The following is a 25,416-nucleotide window of genomic DNA, read 5'->3' on the forward strand; positions in this document are numbered from 1 at the left end:
TCGAGCATTTTTGATCACGACACGCCGTATCAGAACGGACATGATGGACCGGCAACTTTTTCACCGGTCCATCGCCTATGGCGAAGGCCTTCTCACTCCATCCAATAGTCGATGTCCGTCTGATTTGCATTGGTGCCGGCCTTCGGCTCGGACGGGCCATGACTGCTGATGATGCCACGCATTCTGGCGAGGCTACCCGTGCCACCGGTAATGACGCCCGATGTCATGTTCGTAAGTTTCCCATCTCCACTGCTTTGAGCGACCAGAGATGTCCTGACAAAAAACTTCTCCCCGTTCTCCAGTATCCAAACGTTGTAGATGAGAGCCGGACCGTTGTTGTCGATGTAGTCCGACATGCCGCGTGTCCACTGCTCCTTCAACCTCGATCCGTTGATAAGGGGGGCATCGTCACCATAGGTCCGCCGAATTTCGAAGAGCCGAGCTTGATGTCCCGGAATGTCGCCAACGTCGATGACGTGTTGTTGGGTGTATACCGTCTGAGTTGCCGGCGTATCATAGCTGACGTGGTGCTTTTGCTGCGCAATGGCCACCGGCGCGGTTAGAGCCATTGCGAGAGTGATCATCATTCCAAGCGCGATACTGCGAAACATGCGTGACCTCTCATGCTGAAATCCACCCAACCATGAAGATATGGTCGGACGATGTTTGTTGAAGATTCCCTCATCAACCAGTCAGCGCTCGGTAGCGACCGAGCCCCAACCAAAGCTGATTTCACCGCGCTTTTCCGAGGTGCCATAAATTAGACCGATCGTCTAGTATTCGGCTTGGCTGCAAGCGATTTCGCCCATCAATCTTTTTTGACAGCGCTTTGTCGGACAAGGCCGGCGGAGCGCTCCATTCGCGCCGCGCAGAGGGCTGCGCGGGGTCAAATCGGTTCGCTGCGGGTGGGCTTTACCAACTCGGCACCATTTAATCCCGTTGTTACCTCGACAATCCGATCGTTTCGCCGAGCTTATCCCGATGTGGATCTGACGCTGGAGGAAGCAAGCACATCCCGCCTCCTTGCGGGCCTTCGGGAAGGAGAGCGGGACGCGGTGTTCCTGCGCCCCGATGAGGGCGAGGACGATCTACAGTTTCGGCGTCTCTCCAACGAGCCGATGCTCGTCGTATTGCCCGCAAGCCATCCGGTGGCGAAGTCGACTGAAATCGATCTTATCAGGCTGAAGGGGGATCCGCTCATTCTGACGCCGCGCGGATCGGCCTGGGTTGACACAGTCATCGCGGCCTGTCGGCGGGCGGGCTTCGAGCCCACCCTCGGGCAGTCCGCGCCGCAGATCAGCTCTGTCGTCAGCCTGGTGGCAGCTGAGCTTGGCTTTTCGCTCGTGCCGGCGTCAATGCGCCAGCTTCATGTAACCGGCGTCACCTATCGTGAGGTCAAAGGGATCGCTCCAATCGTGCGCTTGGCTCTGGCGTTCCGGCGTGGCGAGACCTCGAAGATCGTCCGCAACTTCATTGCCCAGGCGGTGGCGTGAAGCAGGGGGAGACTGTCAGACGGAAGCTGAAATGCTGATCGTCAAACGGTCCGACAATCACGAAAATCAGGTACAACCAGTCCGAATTTGCGCATGGTTAGCCGCCGCGCGTTGGCCATGCATACATGAGCCAGATCGCCGCGCTCGCCGTCGTCGGCGCGGATGTCAAACAGTCATTCTGCCGCAAAGACCCTTGATTTCTTCGGGTCCAGCTTTTCGACGACGTCCAGATCGCCGTCGTCGACAACGTCCTCTTCCTGAGGATCGCTTCCTGCGTGTGGTTTCGGACTGAACCATTGCGAGACACGGTCCAGATAAAGATAGACAACCGGCGTGGTGAAGAGCGTCAGGACCTGGCTGACCAAGAGACCGCCGACCATGGCGTAGCCGAGCGGTTGACGCAGCTCCGAGCCGGTGCCGTGGCCGAGCATCAGCGGCACGCCGCCGAGCACCGCCGCCATCGTGGTCATCAGAATCGGACGGAAGCGCAGAAGGCATGCCCTTCGAATGGCCTCAACCGGCGACAGGCCCTGATCCCGCTCCGCCGCGATCGCGAAGTCGACCAGCATGATGCCGTTCTTCTTGACGATGCCGATCAGCAGGACGAGGCCGATCAACCCGATCAAACTGAAGTCGAAATGGAAGATGAGGAGCGTCGCCAGAGCACCGACACCGGCCGACGGCAGGGTCGACAGAATCGTCAAGGGGTGAATGTAGCTCTCGTAGAGCACGCCGAGAATGAGATAGACCACGATCAGCGCCGCCACGATCAGCAAAGGCACAGAGGAGAGAGACTCCTGGAATGCCTTCGCCGTGCCTGCGAAAGTCGAGGTGATCGCGGCCGGCACGTTCATCTGCTGTTCCATCGCGTCGATCGCCTGCGTCGCCTGGCCGAGCGCGACGTTGGGCGCGAGATTGAAGGAGATCGTCACCGCAGGAAACTGGCCCTGGTGATTGATGGCCAACGGCCGCACTGGAGCCGTGGTCCACTTGGTGAACGCCGACAATGGCACCTCTCCCCCCGTCGTCGGTGAGCGGAGGTAGATCTGCTCCAGCGTGGACGGATTCTTCTGGAGCGAGGGCAGCACCTCGAGGACGACATAGTAGGTCGACAATTGGGTGAAATATGTCGCGATCTCCCGCTGCCCGAATGCGTCATACAGGGTCGCGTCGATCACGTCGGGCGTGATCCCGAAACGCGCGGCCTGATTGCGGTCGATCGACAGCGTCAGCGTGGTGCCTGACGTCTGCTGGTCGGACGCGACGTCGCGAAGCTCGGGCATCTCCTTCATCTTCGCGAGCAGCTTCGGGGCCCATGTGTTGAGCTGGTCCATGTCGGTCGACTGCAGCGTGAACTGAAATTGCGTCCGGGAGGCCCGGCCGCCGACACGAACGTCCTGCGCCGACTGGAGATAGAGCCGCGCGCCCTGGACCTTCGCCGTCTGGACCTGCAGACGACGGATGACCTGGTCGGCCGAGTCGGTGCGTTCATCCCGCGGCTTCAACGTAATGTACATCGTGCCGTCGTTGAGCGTATTGCCGCTTCCGCCCATCCGCATCGCCATGTGGTCGATCGCAGGGTCCTTCAGCACGATCGCGCCGATCTCCTGCATGTGCTTCGCCATATCGGCGATCGACACGTCCTGCGACGTTTCGACGACTCCGGTGATCAGCCCGGTATCCTGCTGCGGAAAGAACCCTTTGGGGATGATCACGAAGAGATAGACCGTCAGCGCGATCGTCGCGAAGAACACCATCAAGGTGATGAAGCGGAAACGCAGCACGAGGTCGAGGCCGCGCGCGTAGCCGTTCACGAGGGCCTGGAACATCCGCTCGCTGAGCATATAGAGCCTGCCGTGATGCTCCTCGTCGTGCGATTTGAGGAAGCGCGACGCCATCATCGGCGTCAACGTCAGCGATACCAGGGCCGACACGGCGATCGTCATCGCGAGCGTCACCGAAAATTCGCGGAACAGGCGGCCGATGATCCCGCTCATCAGCAATAGCGGAATCAAGACCGCGATCAGCGAAACGGAGATCGAGATGATCGTGAAGCCGATTTCGCTGGCGCCCTTGAGCGCGGCGGCCATCGGCGTCTCGCCCTCCTCGATGTAGCGGGTGATGTTCTCCAGCATCACGATGGCATCGTCGACCACGAAGCCGACCGCGATGGTGAGGGCCATCAGTGACAGATTATCGAGGCTGTAGCCGGCTATCCACATCAGCGCGCAGGCGCCCAGCAGCGCGAGCGGAACCGTGATCGACGGGATGATGGTGGCCCAGACGCTGCGCAGGAAGACGAAGATCACCATCACGACGAGGCCGATCGTCAGCAGCAGCGTGAACTGCACGTCCTTCACCGCCGCGCGGATCGTCTGCGTGCGGTCCGACAGCACCGAGACCTTGATGGCCGGCGAAATGCCGGCCTGCAGATGCGGCAGCTGCTTCATGACGCTGTCGACGGTGTCGATGACGTTGGCGCCGGGCTGCTTGAAGATGACCAGGAACACCCCGGGCTTGCCGTCGACCCAGCCGTACTGGGTATTGTCCAGCGGCGCACTGACGGCATGGCCGATGTCGCCGACACGGACGGGACTGCCGTTCCGATAGGCGATGACGATGTCGTTCCAGGCCTCGGCCTTGGTGAACTGATCGTTGGCATAGACGGTGTAGGTGCGCGTGTCGCCGTTGAGGGTTCCCTTGGGATTGTTGACGGTGATCACCGAGAGCGGGGTGCGCACATCCTCCAGCGACAGGCCCTTGGCGACCAGCTTGGCGGGATCGATCTGGACACGGATCGACGGCGCCTGCTGTCCACCGACACTGACCTGGCCGACGCCGCTGATATGGCTGATCGCCTGCGCGAGCTTGGTGTAGGTCTCGTCGGACACCTGCGTCATCGGCAGCGTCGTCGAGGTGGCACCGAGCGTGAGAATGGGCGAGTCGGCCGGATTGACCTTTCTGTAGGTCGGCGGGGTCGGCATGTTCTTGGGCAATTGCCCGCTCGCGGCATTGATGGCGGCGAGCACGTCGGAGCCGGCGCCATCGATGTTGCGCGAGAGATCGAACTGCAGAACGATCTGGGTCGAGCTGGTCTGGCTCTGCGACGTCATCTCCGAGACGCCGGGAATGAGCGCAAACTGCGATTCGAGCGGTTGCGCCACCGAAGAAGCCATCGTTTCCGGATCCGCGCCGGGAAGGTTGGCGGAGACCTGGATGGTGGGGAAGTCGACTTCCGGCAGCGGCGCCACCGGCAATTGCGGATAGGCGATGATCCCGACGAAGACGATGCCGACCATCAGCAGCGACGTCGCGATGGGGAGGCGAATGAAGGGAGCCGAGATACCGCCAGCCATGTCAGTCAGCCGATCCGGTGGTCTTGGTTCCGCTATTGGCCTGAGCAGTGCTGGCGCTCGCATCCGCCGTCGGCGCGGCCTGGGGCTTGTCGTCGACCAGTGCGCCATCGAACAGGCGTGACTGTCCGGCCACCACGATCCTGTCTCCGACGTTCAGGCCTTCGGAGACCACGGCATTTGCATCGCCGCTCTGGCTGACCTTGATCGGCCTCGCGCTGACCTTGCCATTGTCGCCTATCACATAGGCGAACAGACCCGACGGCCCGTGCTGCACGCCATCCTGCGGCACGACGATGACGTCCTTGCGCGTATCGATCAGCATCCGCGTGGTCACCGACAGGCCGGGCCACAGCGCATTGTCCTTGTTGTCGAAGCGCGCTTTCAGGCTGATGGTCCCGGTGGCCTGGTTCACCGAATTGTCCATGACCACGAGCCTGCCTTGCGACAGTGTCCTGGTTCCGTCCGAGGTCAGCGCCTCGACCGGCACCTCGCCGGTGTCAAAGGCCTTGTCGATGGCCTGCAATTGCTCTTCAGGCTCCGTGAACTGCACTGCGATCGGCTGCAGCTGGGCGATGGTGACGATCCCCGTCGTATCCGCGGCATGCACGATGTTGCCGGGGTCAACCAGCCGGAAACCCGTTCGTCCGCTGATCGGCGCCTTGATCGAGGTGTAACCGAGATTGGTCTGCGCATTGTCGATGGCGGCCTGGTCGCCCTTCACCTGCGCGATCATCTGATCGACCAGGGCCTGCTGGGTATCGAGATTTTGCTGGGTCTCGAATTGCTGCTTCGCGAGCTTCTGAAAGCGCTCCAGGTTCAAGCGGTCGTTCCTTAGATTGGCCTCGTCCTGGGCCTTCTTCGCCACCGCCTGCTCGAGAGCCGCGGTAAAGGGGCGTTGATCGATCTCCAGAAGTGGATCGCCCTCCTTCACCATCTGCCCCTGTTTGAAGAACACCTTGATGATCTGACCGTCGACGCGGCTCTTGACCGTCACCGTCTTGAACGGCGAGACGACTCCGAGACCGTAGGCGCGCACGGGAAAGTCGGCCTTCTTCACTACGAACGAGGTGACGGGAATCTTCGCCGCGGCCTGACTGGCAGCGCTTTGGGCGGCCGCTGCGGCTGGCTTGACGCCCCCGAGGAGCTCATACCACACGCCATAGGCCACCGCGGCTATTGCAAGGATTCCAAACAGCGCAACGCTGAGCTTCGGTCGCGTTGACAAATTGATGGCCCTCTAACTGTTTGTACCTGCCTACGGGTGACTCGACTGATTGCAGGTGAAACCGCCGCCTCTGATTGGAAGTATCGCGGACAAAATCCCAGCGTCAAAATGACGATCGCGTGCGAAAATCTGTACAAATTTTCATGTTCGCTCGTCGCAAAACGCAGTCGCTCGATCAAAGCCGTCCAACGAAGGACAGGCAGAAACAAACAGAAACGAAATGGAGAGACGTGAGAGGTCACCGCGGCATCACGCTGAATTGCGCCAACAATCGCGAATTTCAGGACCGCTCGCCTCAAGTCAGGCCCTATCATTGAAATTCAGCAAGCGCTGCTTGATGGGAACGAGGCGCGGGATGAAGGCTGATCAACCGAACCACCGGGAAATGTCGTACCGTTTCGAACGCGATCGGGAGGCGGCCGAGATCCGGCTGATGATGCACGGCCCGACAACATCTTGCGCATGCTGGACCTCTCGAAGTTCGAACACCATCGCGCCACTGTCGAGAACCGCCCCAGCATGCGTTCCAACATCGCAGCAATGGTTCTGCTCGGACTTCTCGTATTCATTGCAACAGAGGACTTTTCCAGGCTCGAGCAATCGAACCTGTGCTTCGATAAATCGGAATGCAGGAATTGAACAGCGCCCGTCATCAACTGGCGACGTAACGACGAATCGCAATTTCAGCGGCATCGACGCGGGGCATGGCTCGATCAGCGGGGCTCCGGAAGACACAAAGCATCGCGCACCGGATCGGCCCTCCCCCATTGGCACCGTCCCGCCAATCGTGTAACCCGGCCGAAACCCTCGCCGGGACGGGACGCTGATGAGTGCGGTTGCTACTGATAACGCGGGAGATGGCACCCGCGCGCTGATCTTTGCGCTGCTTGCGCTCGCCTGCGGGCACATGCTCTCGACCTTGCTGCGCACGATTCCCGCCGTCAGCCTCGACCTGATGGCGGCGGATTTCCACATCGAGCCGCAGGCGCTGGCGAGCCTCACCTCGGTCTATCCCTTTGCCTTTGCCGCCGCGCAGATCCCGGTCGGTGCGGCGATGGATCGCTTTGGCGTGCGGCCGGTGTCGCTGAGCCTGCTTATGGGAACCGTGATCGGCGCCATCGCGTCGGGATTCGCGACGGGGCCGGAAAGCTTTGCGGTCGGGCAGGTGATGCTGGGCATCGCGACGTCGGGCATGCTGATGTGCCCGATGACGCTGGCGGCCAAGCAATTGTCGGCGGCGCGGTTCGGGCTATGGTCCGGCGCGATCCTCTCGATCGGCAATATCGGCATGCTGCTGTCGTCGAGCCCGCTCGCCTTCGTGGTCGATCATTACGGCTGGCGCGCCGGATTCTGGATCTCGGCGCTCGGCGGCGTCCTCGTCGCGCTCGCCGTGTTCTTGCTGGTGCCGAGGCAACCGGCCGAGCACAAGGACGAGTCCTCGCCGCTGTCGCAGATGATCGAGGTGCTGCGGCTCGGGCTCTCGCGCCCCCTGCGTGGCCTGATCGCGCTGGCGCTGGTGTCGCTTGCGACCTCGCTGGTGCTGCGCGGCCTGTGGGGCGGACCTTGGCTGATGGAGATCAAGGGACTGACGCGGGTCGAGGCCGGCAACCAGCTCGGCGCATTCACGCTGGCTATGATCGCAGGTCCCCTGTGCATCGGCATGATCGACCGCAGGCTCAGTCGCCGCCGCGAGCTGGTGGCGGGCACGCATATGGTCGGCGCGCTGCTGCTGGCGCTGATGGCGCTGGGGGCGCCGCATTATGCGGTCTCGATGCTGTTCGGCGTGCCCGTGATGCCGCCGCAATATGATCTCGTGCTGTTCGTGCTCATCGGCCTTGCGACCTCCGCCCAGCCGCTGCTGTTCGGCATGTCGCGGCAGCTGGTCGATGCGCAAACCGCGGGCAAGGCGCTCGCGGCGATCAACCTCGCCTTCTTCCTCGGCGCCGCCCTGATGCAGTCGATGACGGGCGCGGTGGCGGCGTTCGCGGGGCTGCCGGCGGTGCTGCTGTTCATGGCGGCGGCGCTTCTTCTGGGCGCGCTGATCTTCCTGGCCTATACGCGCACTGCGTGAAGCAGCCTCGTACAACAGCGTGGCGCAGGGGATGCTCCCGATTCGTCCTGTCGCGCCAGCCTCTGTGAAAAGTCGCAACCTGCAGTGGCCGTTATTTCCACTGTGACCCGGTGGTTACAGCCGCCGCATGACTCGCCGGATATTGTGACCGGATCGCGAAGTCGGACAACTCACCAGATGAAGTCGCTGGCCTGTGCGATGCCGACACGCACGATGCGCCTCAGGCGCCATTGCCGTTAGTTGAAGGAAGATCCTCGCATGACCACCAAAACCCTTTTCAGCGCCATTGCGCTGGCCGTTTCGACGTTGACCTCGGCCATGGCGGCGGACGTGTCGATGCCGTACAAGGCGGCGCCTGCGGCCCCGGCGTTCTCCTGGACCGGTTGCTATGTCGGCGGCAATGGCGGCGGTGGCCGCGGGGTCAACGAGCAGCAGCCCATCGTCGGGCAAACATTCAATGCCGATCACAACAGCGGCTGGCTCGCTGGCGTGCAAGGGGGCTGCGACTATCAGGTCGGCTCCCTGGTGGTCGGCCTCGAAGGCCAGTTCGATTGGGCCGACATGAAGGACACCAGCACGACACTGATTCCGGGCGGCGCCGCCGGCTTCCTGCTGACGACCCAGCTCGATCGCGTCGCCACCGCGACCGGCCGCATCGGCTACGCCTTCGATCGCGTGCTGTTTTACGCCAAGGGCGGCGCCGCCTTCGCTCACTTCAATTATCAGATGACGCAGACCGATTTCGCCGCCTTCTCGGTTGATTTCAAGGGGTCGCGCGATGTGACGGGATTCGTCGTCGGCGCCGGCCTCGAATATGCGCTGCTGCCAAACCTGTCGTTGAAGGCCGAATACAATTATTTCGACTTTGGAACGAACGGCTACACCCTGAACTGCACCAGCAGTCCCGGATGTGCTACTCCCTTCTTCCCGGCGAGCGTCCGGCAGAACATGCAAACCGTCATGCTCGGCGTGAATTGGCGATTCAATACGGCTGTCGCCCCGCTCGTCGCGCGATACTGATTTTTGTGCCGAAAGCGTCGGCGGCGCGTCGTGTTCGGCGCGCCGCCGCCAACAGCCGCCGTGGCTTTGATGCGGTCGTCCCTGCCCCGCCCTAAAACTCACCGGACTGTCCGAGAGGCCTTGCGAAACACGGCGCAGCGAAGGATGCTGACGCGTACCGTGCATCAAAGGACCATCTCATGCCTGTCGATACCAAAGCCGCCACCGATCGCCTCATGCGCTTCCTCTCCGTCGAGGGCGTCACCGGACAGGAGGCGGCGATCGGGCGTGAGCTCACCGCTGCGCTGAAGGAGAGCGGCGTGCCGTCCAAGGCGATCCGGCTCGACGACGCCAACACCCGCATTCCCGTGCCGACCGAGACCGGTAACCTCATCGTCGACCTGCCCGGCCGCGGCGCGCTGCACAACCAGCCGCGCATCATGTTCATGACCCACATGGACACCGTGCCGCTGTGTGCCGGCGCCAAGCCGAAGAAATCCGGCCGCAAGATCGTCAACGAGGCCAAGACCGCGCTCGGCGGCGACAACCGCTGCGGCTGCGGCGTGCTGGTGACGCTGGCCGCCGAGCTCGCCAAGCAGAAGCTCGATCATCCCCCGATCACGCTGCTGTTCTGCGTGCGCGAGGAGAGCGGGCTCTACGGCGCGCGCCACGTCAAGCTGGACGAGCTCGGCTCGCCGGCGATGGCCTTCAACTATGACGGCGGCTCGGCCTCCAACGTCATCATCGGCGCCGTCGGCGCGGACCGCTGGAATGTTGAGATCTTCGGCCGCGCCTCGCATGCCGGCGTTGCACCGGAGCGCGGCATCTCCTCGACCATGATCATGGCGCTCGCGCTTGCAGACGTGAAGTCCAGCGGCTGGTTCGGCAAGGTCGTGAAGGGCAAGAGCCAAGGCACCAGCAATGTCGGCCCCGTCACCGGCGGCGAGGGCCGCCCGGCGGGCGATGCCACCAACGTCGTCACCGACTACGTCCATGTGCGCGGCGAGAGCCGCAGCCACGACGGAAAGTTCTTCAAGGAGATCACCAAGGCCTACAAGGCCGCGTTCGAGAAGGCCGCCAAGAAGGTGACGAACGCGCAGGGCAAGTCCGGCAAGATCAAGTTCAAGGCCGAGACCGACTATTTTCCGTTCCGCATGAAGGACAATCTCCCCGTCGTCAAACGCGCGGTCGAGGCGGTGTCCGCGGTCGGCGGCACCCCGAACGTCCGCACCGCCAATGGCGGCCTCGATGCCAACTGGATGGTCCGCCACGGCGTTCCCACCGTGACCTTCGGTGCCGGCCAGAACGAGGCGCACACGATCGACGAGTGGATCAACCTCGACGAATACGACCGCGCCTGCGCGCTGGCCGTGCAGCTCGCGACGATGCGGTGAGGCGCGTCGCGCGTGAGCTCAGAGAGATCATTTGTCGCCAATGACGGCACCGTCATTGGATATCGGCAACTGGGCTCAGGCCCCGGACTGGTGCTGCTCCATGGCGCGCTGCAGAGCGCAGCGAGCTTTACTGACCTTGGCGCAGCGCTGGCCGACCGCTTCACCGTTCTCATCCCGGACCGGCGCGGTCGTGGTCTGAGCGGACCGTTCCGGCCCGACCACTGCATGGCGACCGAGATCGATGATCTCGGCCGGCTTCTCGCCGAGACGGGCGCACAAAATGTGTTTGCATTGAGCGCCGGGGCCTTGGTTGCCATGCACACCGCGCTCGCCAATCCGGCGATCGCGCGCCTCACGCTTTACGAGCCGCCGCTCGAATTCGGCGGGGTCCAGCCGCGCTACTGGGCCGCTGGCTATGAGGCGGCCCTGGCGAAGGGGGATCTGCCGGGCGCCCTTGTTGCCGTGCTCAAAGGCACCGGCGACAACGAGATCATGACAAGGCTCCCTGCGCCTGTCCTTAAATCGTTCTTCGCCATGATGATGCGGCTCCGTCCCAACGCGGCCGTTGGCAACGGGCCGCCTCTGGCCACGCTCATCCCCACGGTCCACTACGACATCGAGCTGATTGCGGAGAAAGCCGGCGACCTTGACCGCTTCAGGAGCTTGAGCACGGAAACGCTGCTGCTTGGCGGCGATCGGAGCCAGGGCTATCTCGCCACCGCTCTCGATGCTCTCGCCGCGATCCTGCCGAACGCGACGCGCGTTGAATTCAAGGGCGCCGGACACATCGCGGCAGACAACGAAGGCGACCCGATTCGCGTTGCGGCGGAGCTGCGTCGTTTCTTCGCATGAAGTCGTCCGCAGGATGGGGAGAGTGCAGCGAAACCCATCGCCGCGGTAACGAAGATGATGGGTTTCGCTTCGCTCTACCCATCCTACAGAACTGCCCTGCATCGCCCGCGGTTGCCCGCCGATGCCTGTCGGCCTAGCCTGCAAGGAAAAGCAGGAAGGAAACATGGCACGCATCTCGACAATCGAGACCGGGTTCTACCGGATCCCCCTCCCCGTCACGCTGTCGGACTCGACGCATGGCGAGATCGCGGCGTTCGAGCTGATCACCTGCCGCATCCGCGATGCCGACGGCGCCGAGGGCGTCGGCTACACCTACACGGTCGGGCGCAATGGCGGGGCGACTGCCGACATCCTCAAACGCGAGATCCCGCCACTCGTCGAAGGACGCGAGGCCGACGACACCGAGGCGATCTGGCATCACGTCTGGTGGGGCCTGCATTATGGCGGGCGCGGCGGACCGGCGGTGCTGGCACTGTCCGCGCTCGACATCGCGTTGTGGGACCTGAAGGCGCGGCGCGCGAAATTGCCTCTGTTCCGCCTGCTCGGCGGCTTCGATGCGCACGTGCCCTGCTATGCCGGCGGCATCGACCTCGATCTCTCCGTCGAGGCGCTGCTCGCGCAGACCGACGGCAATCTCGCCAAGGGCTTTCGCGCCATCAAGATGAAGGTCGGCCGGCCCGATCTCAAATCCGACGTCGCGCGCGTCGCGGCCATGCGCAAACATCTCGGCGACGGCTTTCCGCTGATGGCGGACGCCAACATGAAATGGACGGTCGAGGACGCGATTCGCGCCGCCCGCGCCTTCGTCCCCTACGACCTCACCTGGCTCGAGGAGCCTGTTATCCCCGACGACGTCGCGGGCCATGCCCGCATCATGCAGGCCGGCGGCGTGCCGATCGCGGCCGGCGAGAATCTGCGCTCGCTGTGGGAGTTCAAGAACTACATCGTCGCGGGCGCGGTATCCTATCCCGAGCCTGACGTCACCAATTGCGGCGGCGTGAGTGCGTTCATGAAGATCGCGCGGCTGGCGGAGGCGTTCAATCTCCCGGTCACCAGCCACGGCGCGCACGACATCACGGTGCATCTGCTCGCGGCCTGTCCGAACCGCTCGTATCTGGAAGCGCATGGATTCGGGCTGGACAAGTATATCGAGCACCCGCTGGTGCTCGCGGACGGCAAGGCCGTGGCGCCGGACCGGCCGGGCCATGGCATCAGCTTCGACTGGAAAGGACTGGCGAAGCTCTCGCCGTAGGGCAATCCGTCATGGCCGAAGCAAGACGTGGATGGCCGGGTCATAGGCGAGCGGAAGCGACGCCGTCCTTCGGACGGCTATGCCCGGCCATGACGATGTTGCTGCACGCGAGACACTCGCAGGCGCTTGACGGGTCGGCTCAATATTCGGCTATGCTGGCATTAGCCGGCCCTCCTTACGAAAGATCCCCGCCTTGCCCCCCGAGCTGCACCAGAAACTGACCCAGTGGCGCCGGCATCTGCATGCGCACCCGGAACTGGGCCTCCACGAGAAGGCCACCTCGGCCTTCGTGCAGGAGAAGCTCACCGAGCTCGGCATTCCCTTCGAAGCGGGCATCGGCGGCCACGGCGTCGTTGCGACGCTGACGCGAGGGGCGGCGCAGGGCCGCGTCGGCCTGCGCGCCGACATGGATGCGCTGCCGATCACCGAGGACACCGGCCTGCCCTACGCCTCGACGACATCAGGCGTGATGCATGCCTGCGGTCATGACGGGCACACCGCCTCGCTGCTCGGCGCGGCCGCGCTGCTGGTGGCCGACACCGGCTGGAGCGGCACCGTCGACTTCATCTTCCAGCCGGCCGAGGAAGGCCTTGGCGGCGCGCGCGCGATGGTCGGGGCGGGCCTGTTCGACCGCTTTCCGATGACGCGGGTGTTCGGCTTCCACAACTGGCCGGGGCTCGCAGCCGGCACCATCGCGGTCCACGACGGCGTCGTGATGGCTTCCGGCGGACGCGTCAGCATCACCATCGACGGCCATGCCGGACATGCCGGCATGCCGCATCTGACCCGCGATCCCGTCATGGCGGCGGGACACCTGATCGTGGCGCTGCAATCGGTCGTGTCGCGCAGCATCGATCCGCTCGACACCGCCGTGCTCTCGCTGTGTACGCTCGAAGGCGGCACGGCGCGCAACCAGATCGCGGGACGCGTCACCATCGGCGGCACGCTGCGGTATCATCGCGACGCGGTGAAGGACGTCATCCTGGCGCGGATCGGAGAGGTCTGCGCAGGCATTGCAACGACCTTCGGCGTCAAGGTCACGCCCGAAATCGTCATGGGCGTCGGCGTGGTGGTCAACACGCCTGCCGAGGCGGGCCTGGCGCGCCTTGCCGCGGAGAGGGTGCAGACCGAGGTGCGACGCGATCTCGCGCCGAGCATGGCCGGCGAGGATTTTGCCTTCTTCCTCAAGCAGTGCCCCGGCGCCTTCGCCTGGATCGGCAACGGTGAATTGCGCGACGGCGCCGAGCTGCACGGCCCGCGCTACGATTTCAACGACGCGATTTTGCCCGTCGCGTCCAGCTGGATGGCCGAGGTCGCCAAGGTGGCGCTGAAGTCGAACTGACCCCGGAACGGCAGGACCTCGGATTCCCTGCGCATGACGTCGGCCGTGCGCCGACCGTCCCGCCGCACTGTCCCACCGACACTTTTTTCTTTGGCCTGCAACCCTTTGAACATGCAGCGGCGATGACTGCCCGACCGGGCGCGTTGCAGCACCGCACCGCTGCGCGCGCTTGACGCGGGACGTGCGGGCAGGAATAATGAAATTAAAGAACAATTGTTCGCATTCCGAACAAACTGCAGCGGGACCAAGCGGGCTCACAACACCGCATCCGCGCCACCAGAGGAAACGTCATCGATGCAAGCCATCCTCAATGGCGACAGCACGCTCATCGTCGCAATGATCGTCGCCTACATCGCCTTCACGTCCTGGCTCACGTTCAAACTGCGCAGCAGGACCAGCGATCAGTTCATGACGGGCGCACGCGCGATGCCGGCGGTGGTCGTCGGCGTGCTGATGATGTCCGAATTCGTCGGCGCCAAATCGACCGTCGGCACGGCGCAGGAAGCGTTCCAGTCGGGCATCGCGGCGGGGTGGGCCGTGCTCGGCGCCTCGATCGGCTTCCTGCTGTTCGGGTTCCTGATGGTGAAGAAGCTCTACAGTTCCGGCGAATACACCATCTCGGCGGCGATCGCGCAGAAATACGGCAAGTCGACCATGCTCACGGTGTCGGTGATCATGATCTACGCGCTGCTGCTCGTGAACGTCGGCAACTATGTGAGCGGCGCAGCCGCGATCGCCACCGCACTGCATGTCAGCATGCCCGTTGCGATGTGCATCATCGCCGTGGTCAGCACCTTCTACTACGTGTTCGGCGGGCTGAAGGGCGTCGCCTGGGTGACGATCCTGCACAGCGCCATCAAGGTCGTCGGTATCGTCATCATATTCTCGGTTGCGATGTCGCTGACCGGCGGCATCGCGCCGATCCAGGCCAAGCTGCCCGCCTATTACTTCAGCTGGGACGGCAAGATCGGCTTTGCGACCATCTTCGCCTGGACCTTCGGCACCGTCGGCGCGATCTTCTCGACCCAGTTCATCGTGCAGGCGATCTCCTCGACGCCGAGCGCTGATGACGCGCGCAGGGCCACCTTCTATGCGGCGGCGTTCTGCCTGCCGCTCGGATTTCTGCTCGCCCTGATCGGCGTCGCGGCGAAATTCCTCTATCCCGACATGAACAGCCTCTACGCGCTGCCGGTGTTTTTGGAGAAGATGCCGCCGCTGGCCTCGGCTTTCGTGACCACCTCGCTCGTCGCCTCGATCTTCGTCAGCGTCTGCACGGTTGCGCTCGCGATCGCCTCGCTGGTGGTGCGCGACTTCTACGTCCCCTACTGGAAGCCGACGCCCGAGCGGGAGCTGAAGATGACCCGCCTGTTCTCGGTGGCGATCGGCATTGCACCGCTGGTCTTCGTCTTCTTCATCCCGGAAATCCTCAAGCTGTCGTTCTTCACGCGCGCGCTGCGCCTGTCGATCACCATCATCGCGATGATGGGATTCTATCTGCCGCTGTTTGCCAGCAACCGCGGCGCCACCGCGGGCCTGATCGGCGCCGCGATCTCGACGACGGCCTGGTACATGCTCGGAAACCCCTTCGGTATCGACAACATGTATGTCGCGGCCGCGACACCGCTGGTGGTGATGGCGGTCGAGCGCCTGGTGATGGGCCGCGCTCCGGCCGCCGCCGCGACGTCGCAGCCAAATGCATTGATGGAAAGGACTTCGACATGATCATCGATACCGAGATCGTGACCACCGACATCGGGACCGCCGCCGACGGCGTCGTTCGCCCGGCCGCCGGCGATCCCGACCGGTCCGACGCTTTCATTCCCTCGCCTTGCGTGCAGAACCACGCCGCCAATCTGATGCCGCTCGCGAACGGCGATCTGGCCTGCGTCTGGTTCGGCGGCACGCAGGAGGGCATGTCGGACATCTCGGTCTATTTTTCGCGCCTGCCCCGCGGCGCGACGCAGTGGTCTCCGGCCGAAAAGCTGTCCGACGACAACGGACGTTCGGAGCAGAACCCGGTGCTGTTTCCCGCACCTGACGGCACGCTGTGGCTGATGTGGACGGCGCAGCTGGCGGGAAACCAGGACACCGCGCTGATCCGCCGCCGCCTCTCCCGCGACAACGGCAAGAACTGGGGCCCGATCGAGACGCTGTTTCCCGAGCAGCGCGGCCGCGGCACCTTCATCCGGCAGCCGATCGTCGTGCTCGACAATGGCGACTGGCTGCTGCCGGTGTTCTATTGCCACAGCACCCCGGGACGGAAATGGAACGGCGACGAGGACACCAGCGCGGTGAAGATCTCGTCCGATTCCGGCGCGACCTGGCGCGACGTCGACGTCCCCGGCAGCCGCGGCTGCGTGCATATGTGTATCGCGCGCCTCGACGACGGCTCGCTGATTGCCCTCTACCGCAGCCGCTGGGCGGACAACATCTATCAGAGCCGGTCCACCGATCACGGCCGCACCTGGTCGGCGCCGGTCCAGACCGTGCTGCCCAACAACAACTCCTCGATCCAGGTCACGCGACTTGGCAACGGTCATCTCGCGCTGGTCTTCAACGATTCCAGCGCCAGGGATGCGACCGGGCGCCGCCTCTCGCTCTATGACGAGATCGAGGACGATTTGCCGCCCGTGCTCGCCGGCGACGGCAAAAGAACGGATGAACGCACCGCGTTCTGGGGCGCGCCGCGGGCGCCGATGACGCTGGCCGTCTCCGCCGACGGCGGGCGGACGTGGAGCAAGCGCAATGTCGAGACCGGTGACGGCCTTTGCATGACCAACAATTCACGCGATCAGACCAATCGCGAACTGTCCTATCCTTCGGTCAAGGAGACCGCCGACGGGGCGATCCACATGGCCTTCACCTTCCATCGCCGCGCGATCAAATATGTGCGCGTGACCGAGCCATGGGTGAAGCGCGCCATCCGGGACTGAGAGCATGGACAAGAGGCCGCACGCGCTAGTGACGGGCGCAAGCTCGGGGATTGGTGCGGCGATCGTCGAGCAGCTGCTGCGCGACGGCTGGCGCGTCACCGGGATCAGCCGCCGCCTTGCGACGTTCGACCATCCGGCGTTCGATCATTTGTCGCTCGACCTCGATGATGTCGACAGCATTGCCGACGCCTTGGCAGGCTTCACGCCGACCGCGCTGGTTCATGCCGCGGGCCTGCTCAAGGTCGGTGCGCTCGGATCGCTCGACCATGACGACGGCGCGGCGATGTGGCGGCTGCATGTCGACGTCGCCGGGCGCCTCGCCAACGCGCTGGCGCCGCGCCTGCCGAACGGCGGACGCATCGTCTTCATAGGCAGCCGCACCGCATCGGGCGCCGCGGGCCGCGGGCAATATGCCGCGACCAAGGCGGCGCTGGTCGCGCTGGCGCGGTCCTGGGCGCTCGAGCTCGCACCTCGCGGCATCACCGTCAACGTCGTTGCCCCCGCCGCAACCGAGACGCCGATGCTGAAGGATCCCTCGCGCGCCAATGTCATGCCAAAGCTGCCGCCGATCGGCCGCTTCATCCGCCCGGAGGAAGTCGCAGCCGCCGTGGCCTTCCTGCTCTCGACGGAAGCGGCCGCCATCACTGGACAGCAACTCGTCATCTGCGGCGGCAGCTCGCTCTGAGTTCGACCCGTGGCTACTCCAAATCGGTTGTTGTACGATGGATCTCGTTCAAGCAAGCGAGATCCCAATGGACCGACGCGAATTTGTTTCGGGACTGACCCTTGCGACTGCCGCGGCAGGCCTGATGCCGACCGGCGCCGCGGCGGAAGGCAGGCGCGTCGCGCTGGTGATCGGCAACGGCGCCTACAGGAACGTGCCCACGCTGCTCAATCCGCCAAACGACGCCGGCGACATAGCTGCAGCGCTGAAGCGGCTCGGCTTCTCGGTCCGTCTGGTCACCAATGCCAGCTTCGACGAGATGCGTCGCGGCCTGATCGCATTGGGGCGCGACGCCGCCGGAGCCGATATGGCGACCGTGTATTTCGCGGGCCATGGCATGGAGATCAATGGCGAAAACTGGCTGATCCCGATCGACGCAGAACTGAAGCGGGACACGGACGCGGCAAACGAAGCCATCAGCCTGCAGAGCGTGATGTTGCAGGTTTCCAATACCACGAGCCTTGGCCTCGTCATCCTCGACGCCTGCCGCAATAATCCATTTGCCGCCAGGATGAACCGCACGCTCGCCACCCGGGGGACGCCGACCGGCGGGCTCGGTCGCATCGAGCCCGTCGGCAACGTTCTGGTCGCTTATGCCGCACGAGACGGCACCACGGCGCTTGACGGCGACACGCGTAACAGTCCGTTTGCAGCGGCGCTCCTTCGCAACATCGAGACACCGGGCGTCGAGGTCACGTTCATGTTCCGCAACGTCCGCGACGAAGTGATGGAAGCCACCCGAAACGAGCAGCAGCCGTTCGTCTAGGGCTCGCTGTCTCGCAAGGGATTTACCTGGCCGGGCAACCAAAGGGCGGCGCCGAGGGAGCGGAACCTGTCGCCCCGCTTCCGGCTGTCGCGTCCCCGGCACCGTCAGGCGCGTCGATGTCATCGACGATCGATCCTGCGTTGGTGGGCACCTGGGAGATCATGGTACCGGGCCGCCGCGGACAATCGCGTTGGATCTGGCAGATCATGAACGACGGCACTTACAAATTCCACGCCGTGCCGCAGCGCTCGGCCCATCCGCACGAAGGCACGATGATTGCTGCAAATGGCCACTGGACCCTACAAGCCCGAAGGGGCCTTTCGGGTTATAGCGATGGCGGCGCCTACGAGATCCGCGATACACTCGCGGTGATCACGGGCAAGCTGGGCACCGGCGCCTGGAAGCGCAGCGCGGAGTGAGGGCACGAGCCCAGTACGCATCCGATAGATGGTGCCGCTCTGCCGCAGTCACGCGACGATCGCCCCATATCATCGAGATTTGCGAGAGCCGCGATCAGCGCGTGGCCGCGATCCTTGCGCGGAAGCTCGCCTGCCCCTGCATGATCTTGTCGAGCAGTGCATCGAGCGCCCAGAAGCGCTCACGGATGTCGAAATCGATGGTCCGGCTGTGGGCGCAGGCGAACGTGCCGAGCCTCTGATGGTACAGCTTGGCCAGCTTGGGATATCCCATCGGCTCGGCCATCGCCGCGAGGGCGAGATAGACGGAGAGATCGTCCGCCAGCGCCGGATGCCGCGCGCTATCGGTCAACAGCCATTTGTAGAGATCGGGATGGAAGTTCGTGAACACGCCGGTGAAGCCGGCGGATCCGCTTCTGATGGCGTCGAAGGCGATCGCCGCATTGGCGTTGACGATGGCGAGCGAGGAGTTTTTCGTCAGCGCCACGCGACGCTTCACCGTCTCGAGGTCGCAGGACACGTCCTTGAGGATCGCGAAGCGCCCGCTCTCGGCGCAGAACGCCAGCTCGTCGTCGGACATGAGCCGCCGGAACGGCGCGGGACATTCGTAGAGGCCGAGCGGAAGATCGGCGGGCAGCGCATCGAGCAGATGGCGCAGATGATCCATGAAGACGGTGCCGCCCTGCCCCTTCGGATCGAACCGGTTCGTCACCAGCACCAGTCCGTCCACGCCGGTCGCGGCGATGGAGGTCAGCTCGGTCACTTGATCGTCGCGGGATTCACTGACGTGGCCTGACGCGATGACGGGCACCCGGCCCGCCGCCTGCCGCACGACGAAGCGCGCCAGCGCGACCCGCTCCTCGAGGCTCAAAAACTGCATCTCGCTCGACTGGGCCACGGCGAACAGCGCATCCGCGCCGTTGGCAATGTACCATTCGACGAGGTTTTCGAGGCCCGCATAGTCGATTGCGTCGGCTTCGGTGAACGGCGTCAGCATCACCGGAATGATGCCCTTGATGGTTGCGGTCACAAATCGGCTCCCAGGCGTTGAAATTGTTGACAGGCAGGAGCCTGCCGCTCACGCGTCTTGCAACGCGTGAGCGTAGCTGTTCGGGCCGGCGATCAGTTGCCGGCCACTTCCTTGATGCGTGCGATCATGTCGTCGACGGCCTTGTCGACCGGCACCTTGTTGGTGACGATGGCGTTCACGGCCTTCATCCAGACGTTCTCGTTGTTGAGGGTGGTGAACTTGTAGTTCTTGCTCATCTCGTAGCCGCCGACGCCGGCGAAGAACTGGTCGCGCACGGCGCGGCGATGAACGTCGCCGTCCCAGAAGGCGGACTTCTGTGCGGCCGTCTTGACCGGGAACCAGCGGCCGAGCGCGCCTTCGACATAGGGCTGGAGGTTCTCGTCGCGCAGCAGGAACGAGACGAACTCCTTGGCGCGGTCCTTGTTCTTGGCCTGCTCGAAGATCAGGCCGACCACCACGGAGGCGCGGGTGTGGACCGGCGTACCATCCGGCTTGTTGGGCCAGACCATGGTGCGGATGCGGTCATTATAGTTCTTCTTGGCTTCGTCGCGCTGCTCGGCGGTGAGCGTCTCGTTGCCGGCGTCGTCGAGCCATTTGCCGGGGAGCGAAACCGTCGAATTGTGGGTCATGATCGTCGTCTTGTTGTGGAAGGCGACGTTGTTGTCGGGATCCTTCCAGCTCGTCGCCGATTGCGGCGTGCAGCCTTTCGCGGCGAACTCGACATAGTCCGTCATGGCGGCGACGAGGCCCGCCTTCACCTTGGGATCGTCGACCAGGAGCTTGCCGTTGTCGTCGACCAGCACGACGTTGTAGGCGTCCATGAACACCAGGAACGAGATGAAGCTGTCGGTGGCGTCGACGCCCATCGGATGGCCGACGCCGTAGATTCGCTTGCCGGACGCCTTGCGCACGGCCGGTTGCGCCTTGTCACACCAGAACGACCAATAGCCCTTCCAGTCCTTCGGGATGTCGGTCTCCTTGAGACCTCCCTCCTCCAGCATGTCCTTCCAATAATGCAGATGCAGCGTCGCCTGCTTCAGCGGGAAGGCGTAATAGGCCTTCGCCTTGGTCTTGTCGTTGTACAGCATGACCGTTTCGAGCGACTGCGGGGAGAACTCGCCCTTGATCGGTGCGAGCACGGAGCCGAGATCGACCAGCTTGCCCTCGGAGGCCCACTTGCCGGCGCCCTGGAAATGGTAGGTGTCCGCATAGGTCACGTCGGGCGGACTGCCGGCATCGAGCGCCGCCACCAGCTTCGGCATCATGTCCTGCGTCGCATATTGCGACAGCTCGACCTTGACCCCGGTCTTGGCCTCGAACTTCTTGATGACGGCGAGCAGCGCGTCTTCCTCGGCCTTGTAGTAGCCCTTGTTCCACCAAACGACGAGCTTCTCCTCGGCGGCCGCGGGGCTCGCCGTTCCCATCATCGGCAAGAGCAGCGAAACCGCCATCGAACAGTTTCTGGCCCACCGCAAAACGCTATTCCGCATTGTCGTTTCCTCTCCGTCTCATCCGGCGAGGGGCCCGCCGGTTGCGCTCATGGCGTTTAAAACGCGGCTATGTAAGCGCTTACATATGAGGAGTCAAGCGGCCCTTTTGCGCGGGAAGCCGCCCTCTTGGCGGGACCAGGCGCGCTATCGAAGAGACGACCGCTCTCTGCGGGATCAGGCGCCCCTCGCGTGACCTGCGCTGTCGCGGATTTTCAGAACAGGCACGACTTCGCGCGACTGCGCCTGCGCTTGCCGGCCCGCGATCACGGCGAGGAGCTCGTTGGCCGCCAGGACACCGATCTCCTGATTGTCGACCTTCATCGTCGTAAGCCCCGGAGAAAAGCGCGATGAAATCGCAAGATCATCGAAGCCGGTGATCGAAAAATCCCCGGGCGCGTCGAGGCCGCATTCCCGCGCGGCCATCAACGCACCGAGCGCCAGATTGTCGTTGCCGCAAACGATCGCGGTCGGCCGGATGTCGACGGCTTGCGTCATCAATCCGGCAAAGCTGGCCGCGCCGAACTCCAGCGTCGAGGGACCCATCATCAGATCCTGCGCCGCAATTTCCAAACCCGCGGCCGCGAGCGCTTCGCTGACGCCGCGAAGCCTTTCCTTGACGCGGTCGTTGTTGGTGTCCGGCTGGAAGATGGCGGCAAACCGGCGATGGCCGAGCGACAGCAGATGCTCCGTCATGCGGCTGAACGCGGCGCGATTGTCAAAGCCGATGCACGGATGCGGTGACAGCTTGTTGTATGAGTATGTCACGACATAGGGAATGCCGCGCGAGTTAAACGCGTCAAAGAGCTCGGGGGGATGATTTTCACCGACCACGGCAATTGCTTCCACGCCGCGCGCAAGCATCGCTTCGGCCTGCCGCAAGCCCTCGTCCGGATCGTAGTTCGAGCAGCCCAGGAACAGCGTGAAGCCGCGTTCGCTGAAGACGGTCTGCATGCCGCCGATCTGGTGGGCGAAGATTTCGTCGTCCAGGGTCGGGATGATGGCGCCGGCGATATGCGTCCGGCGCGAGGCCAGCGCCCGTCCCGCAGCATTGGGAATCCAGTTCAGCGCGCGTGCGGCGTCCTTGACCCGCTGCCTGACCTCTTCGGAGACCTTGTCGGGTTCGTTGAAGGCGCGCGAGACGGTCGCGGTCGAGACATTGGCCTTGCGGGCGACCTCCTCGAGCTTGACGCGGCCGCTGCCTCCACGCGCTCTCTTTGAACCTGCCACCATCCCCGCCACGTCGGTCGAACGCTTGATCGATCAATACCTTGCCATGGTATTGACGACCACCGGAGTCCTCAATGAAAATCTCCTAGCGTGAGGCGCGCGCGCTTCCTAGACGATCCCGCCCTGCCGAAGCGCCGCAATCGCAGCCACGTCGTAGCCAAGCTCCGTCAGGACGAGGTCGGTATGCTCGCCGAGCGTCGGCGGACGCGATGCGATCTCGCCGGGCGTTTCCGACAGCCGGACGGCAGCGCGGGCCACGGGTGCGCGTTTCGGCAGGCCGGGATACTCGACATCCTGCATGAAGCCGGCGGCGCGAATATGCGGATGGTCCAGCGCCTGTTGCGGGCTGAGGACGGGCCCGGTCGGAATCATGGCCTTGCCCAGCGTGTCGACAGCCTCCTGCGTGGTGCGCTCGGCGCACCAGCGCGCCATCCGCGCGCTGATGACGGGGCCGTTATTGCCGCGGCTGATGTCGTCGGCAAAGCGCGGATCGTTCAGCCACTGGTCCTCCTCACCCATCAGCTTCGCCCAGCGTTTGAACAGCGGATGCCCCGTGACCTGGCACAGCACCCAGCCGTCTTTGGTGCGGTAGATGTCGGCCGGTGCTGCAGTCTGGCCGAGATTGCCCGTCGGCACGCGATTGACATTGATGACGGCCTGCTCGATCAGCGTGGCATTGGTGAAGGACAGCGCGGTGGCGAGCAGCGCGCCCTCGACGATCTGCCCGCGTCCGGATTTGCCGCGCTCGATCAGGGCTGCAAGCGTCCCGAACGCGCAATGCAGCGCCGTGCCGAAATCGACCCAGTTCACCGCGGCCCGATATGGCGGGTCGCCAGCACCGGTCATGTACACCGAGCCCGACATGACCTGGCCGACGCCATCGAAGCCGACGCGGTCGGACCATGGCCCCGGCCCGCCGAACGCGGTGGCGGTCGTCAGGATGATGTCGGGCTTGATCGCCTTCAGCGAGTCGTAGTCGAGCTTCATCGCGCGCAGGGTCTGCGGCGGCAGATTGGCGACGACGACGTCCGCGGTCGCGATCAGGCGGCGCATCACCTCCTGCCCTTCCGGCTTCATCGGATCGAGCGTGATGCACTTCTTGTTGCGGTTGACCTGCAGGAACAGCGCGCCTTCGCCGCCCTCGCCGACCGGCGCCACGAAGCGATCCTCGCTGCCGTCGCGCTTTTCCACGCGGATGACCTCGGCGCCGAATTCGGCCAGCAAGGTCGCGCAATAGGGCCCTGCGATATAGCGCCCGAAATCGAGGACGCGCACGCCCTCCAAAACTCCTCCCATCGATCCCTTCCCATATTCATATGTTCTGGCCAGATTACAGGGACTGGCTGCCACGGCAAGGCGGCAACGGACATCATGCCCCTGCCCTCAAGATGTGATCGGCGAACAGTTTCGGCCGGCGGAAATTCTGCTCTAGTATCGATCTCTCAGTCCCCCCAGCCAGAGCACATCCATGCCGCAACAATTCGATCGATCCGCAGAAGATCTCGGCAACGCGATCCATTTCGAGCACGTCAACATCCAGGTCCCCGACCAGCGCCTCGCCACGCTGTTCTACGTGACCGGGCTTGGACTGACCCGTGATCCCTACCTGATGGTGTCCGACACCAACATGTGGATCAATGCCGGACGGAGCCAGTTTCACCTGCCGAGCGGCAGGCCGCAGGTGCTGCGCGGCCATGTCGGGCTGGTCATCGAGGGCCGCGAGGCGCTGCTGGCGCGGCTCGCGTCGGTCGCGAAGAAGCTCGAGGGCACGGCGTTCGCATTCGCCGAGCACAACGATCATGTCGAGGCGATCTGTCCGTGGGGCAACCGACTGCGCTGCTACGAGCCGGACGCCGCACGCTTCGGCCGCATCGCGCTCGGCATTCCCTATGTCGAGTTCGACGTGCCGGAAGGCACCACGAAGGCGATTTGCGCCTTCTACCCCGAGATCATGGGCATGCCCGCAAGCTTGCGAAACGGCGACGGCCAGGTCGCCGCCGTGAAGACCGGCCGCGACCAGCATCTGTTGTTCCGCGAGACCGATCGGCCCCAAGGCGACTACGACGGCCACCACGTGCAGATGTACATCACCGACTTCTCCGGCCCTTACCGCAAACTGCTGGCGCGCGACCTGATCTCGCGCGAGGACAATCAATACCAGTACCGCTTCTGCGACATCGTCGATCTCGACAGCGGCAGGCATCTCTTCACGGTCGAGCACGAGGTCCGCAGCGCGACCCATCCGATGTTCATGCGGCCGATGGTCAATCGCAATCCGGCGATCAACAACCGCAATTACGCATTCGGCCACGATCAGTCGCTCTGGGCGATGGGGCCGGATCAATACGAGGGATAGGAGATGGCGAACGCGCGCCTTACGGCGCGCGCCATCCGTGACCTCGGCCGGCCATCAGCAGCCACGGCAGATGATCAGCCGGCGGTCGATCTCCCTGTCGAGCCGCTGCAGCTCCGCGTCTTGGGGCGAGGCTTGCGTCGACCCGGGCACGTCGCTGCGTCGCGGCTGCCGGTGACCGATGGGAGCCTGCCGGGACAGGTCCGCGAACTTCATTGCGTCCACACTGCCAGGCGAGGACATGGTCACAGGCGCGCTTGCGCCTCCGGCAGCCCTGAGGCTGGAAACCGATCCGAACAGAAACGTAGCTGCGACGACGGTCACGCCAAGTCTGATTGACATCATCATTCTCCTATCGCGGTGACGTTGCGACGATGCGCATGCGATGGATAGGAGGTCCCGGCTACTCGACCATTTCGCCCGCGGCGACATCGCGTTACCATTGCAACCGCGATCGCCGATTGTCGTGCGCCAGCTCTGGATTCCTGTTTTG

21 protein-coding genes are annotated in these 25,416 nt (G+C 64.0%); 13 read left to right on the forward strand and 8 right to left on the reverse strand.

Annotated elements, in window-relative coordinates; translation table 11 throughout:
• Positions 1-92 precede the first annotated feature (92 nt).
• Positions 93-611: a hypothetical protein gene (locus AB7290_RS32845; RefSeq protein WP_085404515.1), complete on the reverse strand. Its 519-nt coding sequence runs from the start codon at positions 609-611 to the stop codon at positions 93-95.
• Between the two features lie 207 nt (positions 612-818).
• Between AB7290_RS32845 and AB7290_RS32850 the strand changes: the two genes are divergently transcribed.
• Positions 819-1,493: a LysR substrate-binding domain-containing protein gene (locus AB7290_RS32850; protein WP_275552113.1), complete on the forward strand. Its 675-nt coding sequence runs from the start codon at positions 819-821 to the stop codon at positions 1,491-1,493.
• 173 nt (positions 1,494-1,666) lie between these two features.
• Here AB7290_RS32850 and AB7290_RS32855 read toward each other — a convergent pair whose 3' ends face one another.
• Both AB7290_RS32855 and AB7290_RS32860 read right to left on the reverse strand, forming a co-directional pair.
• Positions 1,667-4,849: an efflux RND transporter permease subunit gene (locus AB7290_RS32855; protein ID WP_085404517.1), complete on the reverse strand. Its 3,183-nt coding sequence runs from the start codon at positions 4,847-4,849 to the stop codon at positions 1,667-1,669.
• 1 nt (position 4,850) lies between these two features.
• Complete coding sequence (locus tag AB7290_RS32860; RefSeq protein WP_085404518.1) at positions 4,851-6,074, reverse strand: efflux RND transporter periplasmic adaptor subunit; 1,224 nt, start codon at positions 6,072-6,074, stop codon at positions 4,851-4,853.
• A gap of 826 nt (positions 6,075-6,900) precedes the next feature.
• On the opposite strand from AB7290_RS32860, the gene AB7290_RS32865 reads away from it, so the two are divergent.
• From AB7290_RS32865 to AB7290_RS32915, 11 genes are all read left to right on the forward strand, one after another.
• Positions 6,901-8,145, forward strand: a complete 1,245-nt coding sequence (locus AB7290_RS32865; RefSeq protein ID WP_085404519.1) for an MFS transporter — start codon at positions 6,901-6,903, stop codon at positions 8,143-8,145.
• Between the two features lie 258 nt (positions 8,146-8,403).
• Positions 8,404-9,165 carry an outer membrane protein gene (locus tag AB7290_RS32870; protein ID WP_085404520.1) on the forward strand — a complete coding sequence of 254 codons (762 nt, stop codon included), beginning with the start codon at positions 8,404-8,406 and terminating at the stop codon, positions 9,163-9,165.
• Positions 9,166-9,344: 179 nt separating this feature from the next.
• Complete coding sequence (locus tag AB7290_RS32875) at positions 9,345-10,538, forward strand: M20/M25/M40 family metallo-hydrolase (protein WP_085404521.1); 1,194 nt, start codon at positions 9,345-9,347, stop codon at positions 10,536-10,538.
• Between the two features lie 90 nt (positions 10,539-10,628).
• A complete protein-coding gene (locus AB7290_RS32880) occupies positions 10,629-11,390 on the forward strand; it encodes an alpha/beta fold hydrolase (protein WP_201266257.1) in 762 nt (253 codons plus the stop codon).
• Positions 11,391-11,553: 163 nt separating this feature from the next.
• The gene (locus tag AB7290_RS32885; protein WP_085404563.1) at positions 11,554-12,642 is read left to right on the forward strand and encodes a mandelate racemase/muconate lactonizing enzyme family protein; all 1,089 of its coding nucleotides are present in this window, start codon (positions 11,554-11,556) and stop codon (positions 12,640-12,642) included.
• A 193-nt stretch (positions 12,643-12,835) separates the two neighbouring features.
• On the forward strand, positions 12,836-13,984 hold the full coding sequence (locus AB7290_RS32890) for an amidohydrolase (protein ID WP_085404523.1): 1,149 nt from the start codon (positions 12,836-12,838) through the stop codon (positions 13,982-13,984).
• Positions 13,985-14,278: 294 nt separating this feature from the next.
• Positions 14,279-15,706 (forward strand): sodium:solute symporter family protein, encoded by a 1,428-nt coding sequence (locus AB7290_RS32895; RefSeq protein WP_135215061.1) that lies wholly within the window; start codon positions 14,279-14,281, stop codon positions 15,704-15,706.
• The gene (locus AB7290_RS32900; RefSeq protein WP_135215060.1) at positions 15,703-16,917 is read left to right on the forward strand and encodes a sialidase family protein; all 1,215 of its coding nucleotides are present in this window, start codon (positions 15,703-15,705) and stop codon (positions 16,915-16,917) included. The genes AB7290_RS32895 and AB7290_RS32900 overlap by 4 nt, the downstream gene beginning before the upstream one ends.
• A gap of 4 nt (positions 16,918-16,921) precedes the next feature.
• Positions 16,922-17,602, forward strand: coding sequence for an SDR family NAD(P)-dependent oxidoreductase (locus AB7290_RS32905; protein WP_085404525.1), 681 nt, complete (start codon positions 16,922-16,924; stop codon positions 17,600-17,602).
• A gap of 67 nt (positions 17,603-17,669) precedes the next feature.
• On the forward strand, positions 17,670-18,407 hold the full coding sequence (locus AB7290_RS32910; RefSeq protein ID WP_161495920.1) for a caspase family protein: 738 nt from the start codon (positions 17,670-17,672) through the stop codon (positions 18,405-18,407).
• A 116-nt stretch (positions 18,408-18,523) separates the two neighbouring features.
• Complete coding sequence (locus AB7290_RS32915) at positions 18,524-18,826, forward strand: hypothetical protein (protein ID WP_085404527.1); 303 nt, start codon at positions 18,524-18,526, stop codon at positions 18,824-18,826.
• 94 nt (positions 18,827-18,920) lie between these two features.
• On the opposite strand, the gene AB7290_RS32920 is transcribed toward AB7290_RS32915, so the two are convergent.
• The 4 genes from AB7290_RS32920 to AB7290_RS32935 form a co-directional block, all read right to left on the reverse strand.
• Positions 18,921-19,853, reverse strand: a complete 933-nt coding sequence (locus tag AB7290_RS32920; protein ID WP_085404528.1) for a dihydrodipicolinate synthase family protein — start codon at positions 19,851-19,853, stop codon at positions 18,921-18,923.
• A 92-nt stretch (positions 19,854-19,945) separates the two neighbouring features.
• Positions 19,946-21,304, reverse strand: a complete 1,359-nt coding sequence (locus AB7290_RS32925) for an ABC transporter substrate-binding protein (protein ID WP_085404529.1) — start codon at positions 21,302-21,304, stop codon at positions 19,946-19,948.
• A 213-nt stretch (positions 21,305-21,517) separates the two neighbouring features.
• The gene (locus tag AB7290_RS32930) at positions 21,518-22,573 is read right to left on the reverse strand and encodes a LacI family DNA-binding transcriptional regulator (protein WP_085404530.1); all 1,056 of its coding nucleotides are present in this window, start codon (positions 22,571-22,573) and stop codon (positions 21,518-21,520) included.
• 105 nt (positions 22,574-22,678) lie between these two features.
• Positions 22,679-23,866 carry a CaiB/BaiF CoA transferase family protein gene (locus AB7290_RS32935; protein WP_085404531.1) on the reverse strand — a complete coding sequence of 396 codons (1,188 nt, stop codon included), beginning with the start codon at positions 23,864-23,866 and terminating at the stop codon, positions 22,679-22,681.
• Between the two features lie 172 nt (positions 23,867-24,038).
• On the opposite strand from AB7290_RS32935, the gene AB7290_RS32940 reads away from it, so the two are divergent.
• The gene (locus AB7290_RS32940) at positions 24,039-24,926 is read left to right on the forward strand and encodes a VOC family protein (RefSeq protein ID WP_085404532.1); all 888 of its coding nucleotides are present in this window, start codon (positions 24,039-24,041) and stop codon (positions 24,924-24,926) included.
• 54 nt (positions 24,927-24,980) lie between these two features.
• Here AB7290_RS32940 and AB7290_RS32945 read toward each other — a convergent pair whose 3' ends face one another.
• Positions 24,981-25,265 carry a hypothetical protein gene (locus tag AB7290_RS32945; protein WP_135215059.1) on the reverse strand — a complete coding sequence of 95 codons (285 nt, stop codon included), beginning with the start codon at positions 25,263-25,265 and terminating at the stop codon, positions 24,981-24,983.
• Positions 25,266-25,416: the final 151 nt, after the last annotated feature.

Origin of the sequence: Bradyrhizobium sp. 613_E4_N2_2 (assembly GCF_052075995.1) — a bacterium.
Classification (GTDB): Bacteria; Pseudomonadota; Alphaproteobacteria; order Rhizobiales; family Xanthobacteraceae; genus Bradyrhizobium; species Bradyrhizobium barranii.

Coding starts and splice junctions, on each gene's coding strand:
- AB7290_RS32845 (WP_085404515.1), bottom strand. CDS start 611: ATGTTTCGCAGTATCGCGCTTGGAATGATGATCACTCTCGCAATGGCT.
- AB7290_RS32855 (WP_085404517.1), bottom strand. CDS start 4,849: ATGGCTGGCGGTATCTCGGCTCCCTTCATTCGCCTCCCCATCGCGACG.
- AB7290_RS32865 (WP_085404519.1), top strand. CDS start 6,901: ATGAGTGCGGTTGCTACTGATAACGCGGGAGATGGCACCCGCGCGCTG.
- AB7290_RS32870 (WP_085404520.1), top strand. CDS start 8,404: ATGACCACCAAAACCCTTTTCAGCGCCATTGCGCTGGCCGTTTCGACG.
- AB7290_RS32875 (WP_085404521.1), top strand. CDS start 9,345: ATGCCTGTCGATACCAAAGCCGCCACCGATCGCCTCATGCGCTTCCTC.
- AB7290_RS32885 (WP_085404563.1), top strand. CDS start 11,554: ATGGCACGCATCTCGACAATCGAGACCGGGTTCTACCGGATCCCCCTC.
- AB7290_RS32895 (WP_135215061.1), top strand. CDS start 14,279: ATGCAAGCCATCCTCAATGGCGACAGCACGCTCATCGTCGCAATGATC.
- AB7290_RS32900 (WP_135215060.1), top strand. CDS start 15,703: ATGATCATCGATACCGAGATCGTGACCACCGACATCGGGACCGCCGCC.
- AB7290_RS32905 (WP_085404525.1), top strand. CDS start 16,922: ATGGACAAGAGGCCGCACGCGCTAGTGACGGGCGCAAGCTCGGGGATT.
- AB7290_RS32910 (WP_161495920.1), top strand. CDS start 17,670: ATGGACCGACGCGAATTTGTTTCGGGACTGACCCTTGCGACTGCCGCG.
- AB7290_RS32915 (WP_085404527.1), top strand. CDS start 18,524: ATGTCATCGACGATCGATCCTGCGTTGGTGGGCACCTGGGAGATCATG.
- AB7290_RS32925 (WP_085404529.1), bottom strand. CDS start 21,304: ATGGCGGTTTCGCTGCTCTTGCCGATGATGGGAACGGCGAGCCCCGCG.
- AB7290_RS32930 (WP_085404530.1), bottom strand. CDS start 22,573: ATGGTGGCAGGTTCAAAGAGAGCGCGTGGAGGCAGCGGCCGCGTCAAG.
- AB7290_RS32935 (WP_085404531.1), bottom strand. CDS start 23,866: ATGGGAGGAGTTTTGGAGGGCGTGCGCGTCCTCGATTTCGGGCGCTAT.
- AB7290_RS32940 (WP_085404532.1), top strand. CDS start 24,039: ATGCCGCAACAATTCGATCGATCCGCAGAAGATCTCGGCAACGCGATC.
- AB7290_RS32945 (WP_135215059.1), bottom strand. CDS start 25,265: ATGTCAATCAGACTTGGCGTGACCGTCGTCGCAGCTACGTTTCTGTTC.